A 14,079-nucleotide genomic window follows, 5' to 3' on the forward strand; every position below is an offset into this window, starting at 1 on the left:
AGGTGATGAAAATGGCAGTAAGTCGTATGTCAGGTTTAGCGTCGGGTATGGATATTGACACTATGGTTAAGAACATGATGTCTGCACAGCGTAAGCCTGTTGATAAGATGCTTCAGCAAAAGCAGATTTTGCAATGGCAGCGCGATGATTATCGTGAGATGAATACCAAAATATCAGCTTATCGGACCAACAAGCTATCCAATTATAGGCTGGAATCTACCTTTTCAGTGAAAAAGGCAGAGGTATCCGGAAGTACAGATTCACTAAGTGCGACTCCAACAGGGGATGCAGAAGTTGGAGCTACCACAATTAAGGTGACTAAATTGGCTACATCTGCTTCTAATTCAAGTTCGTCAAATATCAAGGTTGCTGATGCAACTTTGGATATTGACGCTACCTTGGGTATGCAAGACATCAATTTGGCAGGCGACTTTACGAAAACGAATGGTGTCTTTGACAAGATGTCCTTTAAAATCAACGGGACTGAAATAACCGTAGATCCTTCAGTTGATTCATTTAACGATGTAATCAAACGAATTAATTCCAAAACTAATGTCACAGCCCTGTTTGATTCGGTGTCTGGTAAAGTCTCGTTGAGTGCTAAGAACACGGGGGCTACAAATATCAGTGCGGATGGGAAAATAACCAACATGGACAAAATTCAATTGGATGATGTCAAGGGCGATTTCTTATCAAACATATTTAAGGTAAAAAAGGAAGATGGAAAAGCAGCGGACAAAGCCGTATTTAGTATTAATGGTTTAGAAACTACCCGAGACAGCAACACCTTCACAGTTAACGGGCTTAAGCTTACGTTGAAGTCACCAACGACTGAAGCAGGCGCTCTTATTAGTGTGCAAACTGACGTAGATAAGATTGTTGAGAATGTTAAAAGCTTCATAACCGATTACAATGAGATTCTAAAGGCAGTCAACGATAAGAATAGTGAAGCGCGCTATCGTGACTATACTCCTTTAACCACTGAGCAAAAGGCTGATATGAAGGAAGCCGATATTACACTGTGGGAGACCAAGGCGAAGAGTGGATTACTAAAAAGTGACTCGATACTAACTGCAGCATCCACTAGTATGAGGTTTGACACCAGTACTCCTGTATCTACCGGTAGCAAATACAATTCATTGACCTCTCTTGGTATCTCAACGGGAGCCTACAATGAACAAGGTAAATTGTACTTGGATGATGAAAATAAACTGCGTGCAGCATTGGAAGCTGACCCAGAGAGTGTAAAAAACATCTTTACATCTGTTGGTGATCGTACCAAAAAATCAACTATGGGAGTAGCCCAACGGCTGTATTCGGACTTGGAAAAGACCATCAGCAGCTTCAAGCAAAAAGCAGGGTTCCCAAGCGCTTATGATTCTTCAGATTTGGACAACAGCTTGTTAGGTGCACAGCTATATAGGTTGAATAGGGAAATAACTTCCAACAATGATCGCTTAAAAATCGTTGAGAACCGTTACTATAATCAGTTTTCTGCAATGGAATCAGCCATTAATAAATACAACCAACAGTCATCGTATATCTCACAAAATTTTGGTACAAACAGCTAACCTTATTACTTGAAGGGGGTCGTCTCATCATGATGAATTTAAATCAGAATAAGTATATGGAAAACTCCATTCGTACCGCTTCGCCTACACAATTATTGATCATGTTATGCGATGGAGCGATCCGTTTCTGCAAGCTAGGAATGGAAGCAATCAAGAAGAAGGACTACATAGAGGCAGGGACCTATATTGGAAAAGTTCAAAACATCATTAATGAGTTGGTACTCACGCTGGATTTGAAAGCTCCAGTATCGGAAGGGCTGTTAAAGCTGTATGACTATCTTCTGCACAGGTTAATAGAAAGTAATATCAAAAAGGATATTGCTATCGTAGAAGAGGTTACACAATTCTTAGTAGAATTGAAGGAAACCTGGATGAGTGCTGCATTGGTTATTAGACAAGGAAATACACCTGGAGTTCAACATGTTTAAGGTATTCGAGCAATTGGAGAATGCAGCTATCGAGATGGTCCAGAATATAGAAAATGTTACTTTTGAGAGCCTCGTTGAATTTGTGGAGGAACGTGATTTGCTTGTTGATCAACTGCGGCAAGCAAATCTTCAAGGGGACGAAAAGGATCGTTATAGCGCAATATCCAAGCGTATATTACAGCATGATGCAGTCATCCTTGCAAAGATGCAGGCGTACCAGGATGAAGCAGCTTCCCATACTAACAAGTTTTCAACCAGCAAGAAGCAAAAGTCCGCATACGAAGCCGCTTATACTTTTGATGGTGTCTACATGGATAGACGTAAATAAATGTAGGATTACCTTGATTTCAAGGAAAGAAAATATGCGGTGGAGGAGTTAATATGAGTCTTAGTCTTGAACGACCTGCCAAAAATACCCGCGATATGCAGCAGCCCTCAGGCTTAAGTTCTTTTATGGATATTAAAGTATAATATGTTCCTCGACAACACCGTACAAACAGGTTTGTACGGTTTTTTGCTATGTTCAGGTTGAAAATTACTGCTGTATTATTTGGGACAGATACCCAAGTCCATCACTTACTAGCCACCATTTATGTGTATAAAACTTGTTTGCCCTGTGGACAATGTGGATAACTCTGTGCACAACTTTTTTGAAAATGGCAATGTAAGCTTGATATAAGGGTGTTTTTACCTGTGAATTAGTTATTAAGATGATGTTAATACTTGAATTTTCTAAATATTTGGCCAACAAATGGTGGAGGTAATTGACATTCTCAATTTGGGGATGATATATTCAAAATGTGGGCGCAGCCCTTATTCTAATTGATTTTATTTGATAATGAAGGGAATGTTTGGCATGCAAGGTAAAGTGAAATGGTTTAACGCAGAAAAAGGTTACGGTTTCATTGAGCGCGAGGACGGTGGGGATGTATTTGTACATTTCTCAGCGATTCAAACAGAGGGCTTTAAGACATTGGATGAAGGCCAATCCGTTGAGTTTGATATCGTAGAAGGCGCACGCGGACCACAAGCTGCTAACGTTACCAAATTATAATCATTCGGTAATTTAGGCAATATTTTGCCTATGGGAATAGAAAATTGAACAGCTACAGCACCCTGAAACTCTGGGGTGTTTTTTTTGTTCACTAAATTGATAGAAAATTCTGAAATATGACAGAAAATAATAGAGGATTTTTGAAGGTGCTTGGGGAATATAGTATACTAGGTACATGAAAGGAGGAGAAGTACAATGAAATTCAACATTCGCGGAGAAAATATCGAGGTTACAGAGGCATTAAGAGATTATGTTGAGAAAAAGCTGACTAAGCTGGAAAGGTACTTTGAAGCTCCCCCCACTTCTGAAGTGTATGTAACGTTAAGTGTAATTAAAGGATTGCAAACCGTCGAGGTGACGATTCCGTTAACAGGAGTTATGCTCCGCGCGGAAGAGAAGAATGCGGATATGTATGCATCAATTGATCTGGTATGCGACAAACTAGAAAGGCAAATAAGAAAGCATAAGACCAAAGTAAATCGGAAGATACGCCAAGAAGGCGGTATTCGTGATATATTGAAAGTGGACACATCGGTCCAATTGGATGAAGATGAAGACTTTGAGCTGGTGAGAACCAAAAGCTTTACACTCAAACCCATGGACATAGAAGAAGCGATTCTGCAAATGAACATGGTGGGACATAGCTTCTTCGTATTTTCGAATATGTTGACCGAGCAGGTTAATGTAGTTTATAAAAGACAAGATGGCAAATACGGCCTTATAGAACCCGCCAGATAAATTAGGACACACAGGAGCTTGCCTAACCGGCAGGCTCCTTTTTAGGTATAAACCAAGGCAAATGGCAGAAAGATAAAACATACAGGTTCACAGTTCTTGCGACTCTTGTCGCAAACTGCTACAATTTAAGGCAAACCGTTCTTATAAAAGGGAGATGAGCCCATGTTAGGACTCGTTAAGAAAATATTCGGAGATTCCAACGAGCGTGAAATAAAACGCCTGATGAGAACCGTCGAAGCTATCAATGAGCTAGAGTCATCTGTTACAGGGTTATCGGATGATGAGCTGCGTAATAAAACTGTTGAGTTTCGTGAGCGTTTAGAGAAGGGTGAGACGCTGGATGATCTGCTGCCAGAAGCATTTGCAGTAGTGCGTGAAGCTTCCAAGCGGGTTTTAGGTAAGCGTCACTATGATGTACAGCTGGTCGGCGGTATGGTGCTTCATGAAGGCCGAATCGCAGAGATGAGAACCGGTGAAGGAAAGACTTTGGTCGGAACTCTGCCAGTTTATTTAAACGCACTGTTAGGCAGAGGGGTCCATGTAGTTACGGTCAATGATTACTTGGCCCAACGGGATAGCGCGGAGATGGGAAGAATCTATGAGTTTCTAGGGATGACCGTAGGCGTTAACCTGAATAATTTGGAGCATACAGAGAAGCAGGAAGCCTACTCTCGTGATGTTACTTATGGGACCAATAACGAATTTGGCTTCGATTATTTGCGTGACAACATGGTTATGTATAAAGAGCAAATGGTACAGCGTCCTTTGTATTTCGCGGTTATTGATGAGGTGGATTCCATCTTGGTCGATGAAGCGAGGACTCCTCTTATTATTTCGGGACAAGCTGCCAAATCAACAGATATGTATTATCAGGCGGATCGTTTTGTAAGCCGATTGAAGGATGAAGAAGATTACACCATCGATATCAAAATGAGATCTACCACACTAACAGAAGCAGGTGTTACAAAAGCAGAGGAAGTATTCGGCATCGAAAACTTGTTTGATCATGCTAATGTGACGATAAACCATCATATTACACAAGCATTAAAAGCGCATGTCATTATGAAGCGTGATGTGGATTATGTGGTTCAAGATGAAGAGGTTGTCATTGTCGACGAATTTACAGGACGATTGATGACCGGCCGTCGCTACAGCGAGGGCTTGCATCAAGCGATTGAAGCGAAAGAGCGCCTGCAGGTACAGAATGAATCGATGACACTGGCAACAATCACGTTCCAGAATTACTTCCGGATGTATCGCAAGCTTTCCGGTATGACGGGAACCGCGAAGACTGAGGAAGAAGAGTTCAAGAAGATTTACGGACTTGAAGTTATCGTTGTACCTACGAACCGCGCAATGATCCGTCAGGACAACCCAGATGTTGTTTACAAATCAATCAATAGCAAATTTCGTTCTGTAGTAGAGGAAATCGTAAAACGCCATCAGAAGAACCAGCCGGTGCTGGTGGGTACAGTATCCATTGAGAATTCCGAGCGTCTATCTGAAATGCTGAAGCGTAAAGGCGTGCAGCATAAAGTATTGAATGCCAAGTACCATGCTGAAGAGGCAGAAATTGTTTCACGAGCTGGTCAGCCAGGAGCAGTTACAATTGCTACGAACATGGCGGGCCGCGGTACGGATATTGTTTTGGGTGAAGGTGTACATGAAGCTGGCGGGCTGCATATTATAGGTACGGAGCGCCATGAGAGCCGCCGGATCGATAATCAGCTGCGCGGTCGTGCAGGCCGTCAAGGAGACCCAGGCTCCTCTCAGTTCTATCTGTCGATGGAGGATGAATTGATGCGCCGTTTCGGTGCTGAGAATATCATGGGCATGATGGACCGTCTAGGTTTCGAGGAAGATCAACCCATTGAGAGCAAGCTGATCTCCAAGGCTGTTGAATCGGCACAGAAACGTGTGGAAGGCAACAACTTTGATGTTCGGAAAATTGTTCTTCAGTATGATGACGTGATGAACCAGCAGCGTGAAATTATTTATAAGCAGCGCCGCGAGGTTATGGAATCGGCAAATATCCGCGATATTACACTAGGTATGATACTGCCTGTAGTAGAACGGATTGTAGAAGCACACTGTCCGAATGATTTAGTACCGGAAGAATGGGATTTGCAAGCGATTATTGATTATGCTAACGGAACTTTCCTTCATGAAGGCCAACTAACTGCTGAAGAGCTATGGGGCAAGGAGAAGGAAGAGATCGTCCAGCAGATCAAAGACCTTGTAATGCGCACGTATGAAGAGCGGGAGCAAGCGATCAGCGAAGAATTTATGCGTGAATTTGAAAAGGTTGTAGTGCTTCGTGCGGTCGATTCCAAATGGATGGATCATATCGATGCTATGGACCAGCTTCGTCAAGGGATTCACTTGCGCGCTTACGGTGGTACCGATCCTTTGCGGGAATACCAGTTTGAGGGCTTTGAGATGTTCCAGGAAATGATTCAGAGCATTCAGGAGGAAGTTGCTACGTATATTATGAAAGCTCACGTAGAAGCCAATTTGGAGCGTCAGCCAGTGATTGAAGCTGAGATGACCGTTACGGATGGCGGTGAACCTGCCCCGAAAAAACCGGTAGTAAATGAAGATCGAATTGGACGCAACGATTTATGTCCATGCGGTAGCGGCAAGAAATACAAGCAATGCCATGGTGAAGCTTAAGCTCAATCATGTATAGATGAGTCTGGGGTAGCCGGTGAAGTGTTGCCGGCCCCTTTTCGTATAACCGAACTTGTGAATAATTAGGGAGTGATCGGAATGTTGGATCCGGATGTGAAGCATGATTTACGAGAAACGGCTAAACGGTTAGCTGAGCTTAGGGGGTCACTTTGACTTAGATCTGAAGCTGGAGCAAATCGCTAACTTTGAAGAAAAGATGGCGGCGCCGGATTTCTGGGATGATAATGAAGAAGCGCAAAAGCTGATTGCAGACATGAATGCGGTCAAAGGTGGAGTCGATCAAATTCAGGCGTTCACGGTAGAATACGAGGATTTGGAGATGATGGCTGAGCTCGTTCAAGAGGAGTTTGACGAGAGCGTTGCTGCAGACATTAAGCAGGGCATCAGGGCCCTTGTAGCCAAGCTCGAAAACTTCGAGCTGCAGCTGTTGCTTAGTCAGCCTTACGATAAGCTGAATGCTATCCTGGAGCTGCATCCAGGAGCGGGTGGCACCGAGTCTCAGGACTGGGCGGAGATGCTACTTCGTATGTATCGGCGCTGGGCGGAGAAACGGGACTTTAAAGTCGAGGTGCTCGACTATTTGCCAGGTGATGAAGCCGGTGTGAAAAGTGTGACCTTGCTAATCAAGGGGTATAATGCTTACGGCTACCTGAAAGCGGAGAAAGGTGTACATCGCTTGGTACGGATATCTCCCTTCGATGCGTCAGGTCGCCGCCACACCTCCTTCGTTTCTTGCGATATTATGCCCGAGATCGACGATGACGTCGAAGTGGATATTCGTACGGAGGATTTGAAGGTAGACACGTACCGAGCTAGCGGCGCCGGCGGACAGCACATCAATACCACGGATTCTGCGGTACGGATTACACACATGCCCACGGGGGTTGTGGTAAGCTGTCAGACGGAGCGTTCGCAGATCAAGAACCGCGAACGTGCGATGAAGATGCTTCGCTCCAAGCTTTATGAGAGGAAAATCGAAGAAAATCTGAAGCATCTTGCTGAGATTCGCGGCGAGGTTTCGGATATCGCGTGGGGCAGTCAAATTCGCTCCTACGTTTTCCACCCGTACAGCATGGTTAAGGATCATCGCACTTTAGCGGAAACCGGCAATGTCGGCGCTGTTATGGACGGTGATTTAGATACATTCATTGACGCTTACTTGCGATTGCAAATTAAATCCGATCCTTCGGAATCCTAAGTAGACCTTTCGGGTGTGTTGAATATAAAGCATATGTTAGAATACTTTACAGTTCGAAATGTCCGCCCTTGAGGGATGGCTCAACCAATTATCTTTGGTTCATAATTATAGCGATTCAAGCAAATCCTACATGTAATGCCAAAATACATAACGAAAATCAGAATAAAGGAATAAATCTCCTTAGTCTGCTGCGTTTTGTAAAATGGGCACCCGCATGTAGGATTTTTTGTGCGCCATTGGGATTGGTTGGACCTAAATGAAGGGAGAGCGAACGCTTATGACCGGTAAAAAGAAGCGTAACCAAGGCTTGAAGAGACATCACACCACCCAATGGTACAGTGAATATCTATTATTGTTGCTGGGATCTTTAATAATTGCCATAAGCTTTAATATGTTTCTAAATCCGAATGAGATCGCATCTGGGGGAATAACAGGAATAAGTATTATTATTCGACAAGTCTTAGGGATAGAGCCGGCCATTACTCAATGGGCATTAAATATCCCTTTGTTCTTACTTGGTTTGCGGGTGCTTGGCGGGAAATTCGGGGCAAAGGCAGCGGTTGGATCCGTGTTTCTGCCGTTATTAGTGCTGCTTACTAGAGGGCTTCCTCCTTTAACAGATAATTTGTTGTTGGCTAGTATTTACGGCGGTATTTTGATTGGAACTGGGCTTGGGTTTGTTTTTCGGGGGAAAGGTTCAACGGGCGGTTTAGACTTGGCTGCGCAATTGGTGCATAAATTTACAGGTATGAGTCTTGGCCTCGCTGTGGCGATGCTGGACGGCATGGTTATTTTGACGGCGGGAATAGTGTTGTCCCCTGAGAAAGCTTTATACGCACTAATTGGTTTGTTCGTAACGAGTAAAACTATTAATGTGGTACAAATTGGCTTCAATTATTCCAAGGTTGCTTTTATTATCTCAGAGCAGACAGAAGCTATCAGGCTAGTCGTTCTAAATGAGCTGGATCGAGGGTTAACAATGCTGCAAGCGAAAGGCGGATATACGGGAGAAGCTAGAATGGTGCTGATGGTTGTGGTCAAGCAGACAGAGGTAAGTCGGTTGAAGGAGCTTGTAAAGGCGACGGACCCGGGAGCTTTTGTCATTTTGAGCGATACCAATGAGGTGCTTGGAGAAGGTTTTAAAATTCACAGTTGAGTTGTATGAAAAAATACCACTTCAATCTTTTATTCTAATGTTCGATATAATACAAGAGGATTTTATGCGCCTTTATGAGTAGTTTTGTGCTTTATTATCATAATATAGTCAAGAATATGTCAAATTTCACAGAATTATCGTTTTTTTTGTAGTATGATAGTATTTGGTAATATTTTAAGCTTTTGTGATTAGGTAAAAGGAGCAGTAAATTATGATTGATATTCATTCACATCTTCTCCCGGGCATTGATGACGGAGCGTCTGATATGGATGAAACCGTTCGTATGGCGAAAATGGCTGTGGAGGAGGGGATTCATACCGTAATTTGTACCCCACACCATGCAAATGGCCAATTTATGAATCCTGGCGATGGGGTTATTCGATTGGTGAACGAGGTCCAAATTGTCCTTAATGAGCACGATATTCCTCTGACGATCTATCCAGGGCAAGAGATTCGTACAAACTTGGAATTTATGGATTCTTTTAGCGCAAAGGATATCATCCCGTTGTATGCATCCAACTATATTCTGGTGGAATTTCCTGCAAGAGAGATACCTAAGTACACTGAGGAATTATTCCATGAATTACGTGTTCTAGGAATGACGCCTATAATTGCTCATCCTGAACGAAATTCAGAGATTGCTTCTGATCCGTCCAAGCTCGTCCGGTTAATCCAACTGGGGGCGCTCGCTCAAGTAACGAGTCACTCCATTAATGGGATGTTTGGTCCCAAGATCCAGAAGCTAAGCATTAATATGTGCAAGCAGCAGTTGGTTCATTTTGTATCTTCAGATGCCCACAATTCGACAAGACGTGCTTTTGGATTACGAGCAGCTTATTCCAGTATTAATTCTCAAATCGGCAAGCAGCAAGTGGCTTACTATCAAATGAATGCAGAAAAGCTGGTTCGTAATGAGATAGTAGAAGCGGCAGTTCCGGCATGGAAGCAGCCAAAGAAGTGGTGGTTTTTTTAATAAGGAAATTGGTACATAAAGAAAAATTTGCTATATTTTTACCAAATATAGTGGTATATTTTTGTCGAAACTATTAAAAAGCTTGTAAAATCGATTCGACAGTTTCCGTTTTATTATGATATATTTTAAAAGTTGTAAAATCATGGGTATTTTGTGAGATGGGATAATTGACGTCGGTTACGGGATAACCTGTCGATTAATCTAGCAAATGCAGATGATTAGTATAATGAAAATGAGAGAGGAATGACACTTATGAAGAAGAAAGTACTTGCGTCAACCTTATCAGCTAGTTTGGTTCTTGGTTCTATTATGGGGTTACCGCTTAGCAGTTCAGGAGTTTTGGAGAAGGTTGGTATAAGCAAGGCTTATGCTGCTACTCCGGGTATGGAGAGTATCACGAATGAATTAGTCAAGATACATAGTTTCTTGTGGAGTGAGGAAGAAAAGTCTTCACTTCGTGCTGTACGTGATAATCTACTTGGGTTGACTAAGTCTGATGCTAATGTTTCACTTGTGTCTGAAGTGGCTTCCAAAGTGAATGCCAAAGTAATTTCCAGTGGAAGTACATACGATAAATTGACGGATAAAAATATATTGAAGCTTTTCAGCAGCTTGGGATTGTTCTTCAATACTTCCGATACTGAGTTAAATAACGCACTAAATGACCCTGAAATGCGTTCGATTCTAGGCCAATTGGCTGAATTATCCGGAACTAGTTTGGATTCATTGAGCGTACAGGATGCGGCAGAATTCGCACTAGCTGTTAATGCAGCTGTATCTGCACAGCTTGGGAAAAAAGACTTTGCGGAGCTAGCCCTAATCGCCAATGATCAACAGTTGATGAAGGCAGAGATCAAGACAGCCATCACTACTGTAATTGCAGGGGCTAATAAGTTAAGCGTCGTTCTTCGCACATTGGATATTCAAGCGGGGGATGTTTCAGCAGTTGCTAATAAAATTATAGACAAAGTGGATGATGCCAAGCATTCAGGATCATCCGTGATAGCTCTTGCACTCCTTCGTACTAAAGTTACAGTTGCACAAACGGCGGATTACCCTTTAAATTCCAGAACACAAGCGTATACAGTTTCTATCTTGGATAAAGCACTGCCAGAAATTCTAACACTTGGCCTTTTAACACTAACTACTGACGTTCCAACGGGCACAGTTAAAAGTGAAGGTGGAAAAATTGCCCTTACAATGACTTCGAATGGTACACAAACAGGAAAAGTTTACGGTACAATCAACGCTCCTGGAACTCTTCTGGATGGTAAGCTGCTGTTCAAGAAGGATGTATCCTTGAGTTATGTTGTAAGTAATGGTGGAAACAAACCGTCCGGTGGCAGTGGAAGCGGCGGTGGTACTGGCGGTGGCACTACTAATACGGGTTCTGCTTCTGAAGGTCAGAAAGCAGTTAGTGATCTGAAGAGCGCTATAGAAAATGCAACCGGAGCTGCTAAGGATCAATTGCTGCAGCAGGCCAAGGCTGTTGCAGAGCAAGCTATCTCCTCGATTACTAAAATCGACTTAGCTTCTGTTGTTTCAACGACGGGTGATAAGGCTGTTGCGAAGCTAGATGTAGCTGCTTTGGTGAAACAGATCAATGATATCAACGCAGAAGTTAAGAAGCTGACAGATGCCTTAAGTGATCTGGATCCGAACGCACCAAAAGCAAAAGTTGAGTTGGCATTTGATTTTGGATCGATTAGTGCGAGTAAGATAGAACTGCCGGTGGCTAAGGAAGTCCTTGATGCTGCTAAATCTAATGGTGCCGATAGAATTGCATTGAAGTTTAATGGTGTGACTGTATCGTTAGCTCCAAGTGCATTTACAGCAACTACATCATTGAATATAGAGAAGAAGGCTGTATCGGAAGCTACAGATGTTACGAAACTGCCTGTCGCATCTGAAGTATATGAAATTAACTTTACTTCAAATGGTGCACCATTGAATAATCTCTCTGTTCCTGTTGAGTTGAGCCTTCCTGTTGGAGATGCTTCGAAGTTTGATGTAGAAAAGCTTACACTAGCCAAAATTATTGACGGTAAGCTACAAATCTTCGTTGGTAAATATAACGCTGAGACTAATAAGCTTGAGGCTAAACGCAGCAGTTTCTCGACATACACAGTTGTAGAAAACAATGTAGTGTTTAAAGATACTGCCTCGGTTAAAGAATGGGCAGGGCGCCAGATTGAAGTAGCTGCTGCTAAAGGGATTTTGGAAGGACGAGCTGCGGGTGAATTCGTACCTAACGGCACTGTAACTCGTGCTGAGTTCGCTAAGCTTATCGTGAACACGTTTGGCTTGGAGAACGCATCTGCAACGGAAAGCTTTGATGATGTGAATGATTCAGATTGGTTCAAACCTTATGTTGCTGCAGCTGTGAAGAGCGGTTTAGTCAATGGCCGTACTGATACGAAGTTTGACCCGAATGGGAAAATAACTCGTGCAGAAATGGCAACAATCGCCGCACGTGCTCTAACAACAGTTAACCAATTAAATCCTGTCAGTGACGTGAACGGAGCATTAAAAGGATTTAGCGATGCAAGCTCCATTAATGATTCGTTGAAAGCGGGAGTTGCTCTTTCGGCAGCTCAAGGAATTATCGTTGGCGAAGCGGACGGTACATTCAACCCTAACTCCGATTCGACTCGTGCTCAGGCTGCTGTTATCATCTATCGTCTACTCAATAAATAAACAAATAAACAAATAAACAAATAAATTCAAACAATTAATGTGGGATACCTCCTCTGCTTAATACTTAAAGGGGAGGTATGCCCTCTTCTTACTTCAAGAGATAGTGTGCATATTCGTTAGTTGTGAATGGGGGATAATAATGGAACTGGATCTGAGGGACTATATTCGGATCATCAGGAAAAGGATCTGGCTAGTTATCATATTTGTATTGGTAGCAACCTTATCAACAGGGGTTGTCAGCTTCTTCTTCTTGACACCTGTCTATGAGGCTTCGACGAAGTTAATAGTCAATAAATCGAACGAACGCCAAGGGTTAGAGCAGGTAGATATTAACTCGATCAACTTGAACCTTCGATTAATCGATACATACAAAGAAGTTATTAAGACACCACGAATTATGGATAAGGTGGAAAAAGATTACCCACAGTTTGGGATTACAGCGAGGGAATTGATCCGCAAGGTACAGGTAAGCTCGGTGAATAACACGCAAGTGATGACATTGGCTGTGCAGGATCCTTCGTATGAAAAGGCTGCGAGTATTGTTAATGCCGTTTCACGGGTTTTTCAAAATGAGATACCGTTAATTATGAAAGTGGATAACGTATCCTTATTGAATGAGGCAGATATTGAGGAACGCGCAGTGCCCGTTAAACCGAATAAACTACTGAATGTTGCTGTCAGTTTCGTTGTATCCTTAATGCTTGCAGTTGGTGTGGCCTTTTTGATTGAGTATTTAGACGATACGATTAAAACGGAAGATGATATTACAAAGGTATTGGAGCTTCCGACTCTAGCCATCATCGCTCGAATTAAAGAAGAAGACATGATTAATGAAAGATCATCCTCATCATTAACCAAAATACAGGCAGGTGAAGCATCTCGTGTTACAGTCAACGAATAGCCGCCCACTTATAACTCATGACAACCCTAAATCACCCATATCAGAGGCGTACCGCACACTCAGAACTAATATCCAGTTTTCGGCTATAGATGAAGAGCTCCGAGTCCTTATGGTTACCTCTGCAGGTCCTGGAGAAGGGAAATCTACTACTATCACCAACTTAGCTGTTGTATATGCTCAATCTGACAAGAAGGTTGTTCTCATAGATGCAGATTTGCGCAAGCCAACTATGCATCATACATTCAATTGCACGAACCGTTGGGGAATAACGAGTGTTCTTTCCGGACAAGCCAAACTACCTGAGGTAGTTAGGACTACGGATATTCCTAACTTGTCTATTATTACTTCAGGGCCTATACCGCCTAACCCTTCTGAAATGCTTGCTTCTAAGAGAATGATTGCTACGCTGGAGGAACTTAAGGAACAGTTTGATATTATTCTGATTGATACACCGCCAGCATTAGCTGTTACAGATGCCCAGATCGTTGCTTCCAAGTGTGATGGAGTCGTTCTAGTTATGGACTCTGGTAAGGTAAAACGTGAAATGGCTTTGAAAGCAAAAGCCAATTTGGAGTATGTAAAGGCAAGGATTCTTGGTGTAGTTCTTAACAATATGGACCGTAAAAATGCGGAATCCTATTATTATTACTACTACGGGACCAAGGAGTAGTA

General features: G+C 42.7%; 12 protein-coding genes. All 12 read left to right on the plus strand.

The features are described 5' to 3' along the window. The first annotated feature begins 11 nt into the window (after window positions 1-11). Entirely contained in the window at window positions 12-1,571 is a 1,560-nt protein-coding gene (gene fliD, locus GC093_RS18140) for a flagellar filament capping protein FliD (RefSeq protein WP_171653297.1), read from the plus strand. Between the two features lie 29 nt (window positions 1,572-1,600). Then, on the plus strand, window positions 1,601-1,999 hold the full coding sequence (fliS, locus tag GC093_RS18145) for a flagellar export chaperone FliS (RefSeq protein WP_171653298.1): 399 nt from the start codon (window positions 1,601-1,603) through the stop codon (window positions 1,997-1,999). After that, window positions 1,992-2,327 (plus strand): flagellar protein FliT, encoded by a 336-nt coding sequence (locus tag GC093_RS18150; RefSeq protein ID WP_171653299.1) that lies wholly within the window; start codon window positions 1,992-1,994, stop codon window positions 2,325-2,327. The genes fliS and GC093_RS18150 overlap by 8 nt, the downstream gene beginning before the upstream one ends. Before the next feature lie 528 nt (window positions 2,328-2,855). Then, window positions 2,856-3,053 carry a cold shock domain-containing protein gene (locus tag GC093_RS18155; protein WP_089201641.1) on the plus strand — a complete coding sequence of 66 codons (198 nt, stop codon included), beginning with the start codon at window positions 2,856-2,858 and terminating at the stop codon, window positions 3,051-3,053. A 195-nt stretch (window positions 3,054-3,248) separates the two neighbouring features. Next, window positions 3,249-3,791 carry a ribosome hibernation-promoting factor, HPF/YfiA family gene (gene hpf, locus GC093_RS18160; protein ID WP_171653300.1) on the plus strand — a complete coding sequence of 181 codons (543 nt, stop codon included), beginning with the start codon at window positions 3,249-3,251 and terminating at the stop codon, window positions 3,789-3,791. 162 nt (window positions 3,792-3,953) lie between these two features. Next, window positions 3,954-6,464: a preprotein translocase subunit SecA gene (gene secA / locus GC093_RS18165; RefSeq protein ID WP_171653301.1), complete on the plus strand. Its 2,511-nt coding sequence runs from the start codon at window positions 3,954-3,956 to the stop codon at window positions 6,462-6,464. A 96-nt stretch (window positions 6,465-6,560) separates the two neighbouring features. Then, window positions 6,561-7,680 (plus strand): peptide chain release factor 2 gene (gene prfB / locus GC093_RS18170; protein ID WP_171653302.1). Its coding sequence is split into 2 segments (ribosomal slippage): window positions 6,561-6,632 and window positions 6,634-7,680, totalling 1,119 coding nucleotides; the frame shifts between segments, so codons are not numbered across the junction. Between the two features lie 277 nt (window positions 7,681-7,957). Continuing rightward, window positions 7,958-8,836, plus strand: a complete 879-nt coding sequence (locus GC093_RS18175) for a YitT family protein (RefSeq protein ID WP_171653303.1) — start codon at window positions 7,958-7,960, stop codon at window positions 8,834-8,836. Window positions 8,837-9,047: 211 nt separating this feature from the next. Continuing rightward, window positions 9,048-9,809, plus strand: coding sequence for a tyrosine-protein phosphatase (locus tag GC093_RS18180; protein WP_171653304.1), 762 nt, complete (start codon window positions 9,048-9,050; stop codon window positions 9,807-9,809). Window positions 9,810-10,061: 252 nt separating this feature from the next. Then, a complete protein-coding gene (locus tag GC093_RS18185) occupies window positions 10,062-12,506 on the plus strand; it encodes an S-layer homology domain-containing protein (RefSeq protein ID WP_171653305.1) in 2,445 nt (814 codons plus the stop codon). A 139-nt stretch (window positions 12,507-12,645) separates the two neighbouring features. Then, window positions 12,646-13,407 carry a YveK family protein gene (locus GC093_RS18190; protein WP_171653306.1) on the plus strand — a complete coding sequence of 254 codons (762 nt, stop codon included), beginning with the start codon at window positions 12,646-12,648 and terminating at the stop codon, window positions 13,405-13,407. Continuing rightward, window positions 13,388-14,077, plus strand: a complete 690-nt coding sequence (locus GC093_RS18195; RefSeq protein ID WP_171653307.1) for a CpsD/CapB family tyrosine-protein kinase — start codon at window positions 13,388-13,390, stop codon at window positions 14,075-14,077. The genes GC093_RS18190 and GC093_RS18195 overlap by 20 nt, the downstream gene beginning before the upstream one ends. Window positions 14,078-14,079 lie beyond the last annotated feature (2 nt).

The sequence above is a fragment of the Paenibacillus foliorum genome (assembly GCF_013141765.1).
GTDB lineage: Bacteria > Bacillota > Bacilli > Paenibacillales > NBRC-103111 > Paenibacillus_S > Paenibacillus_S foliorum.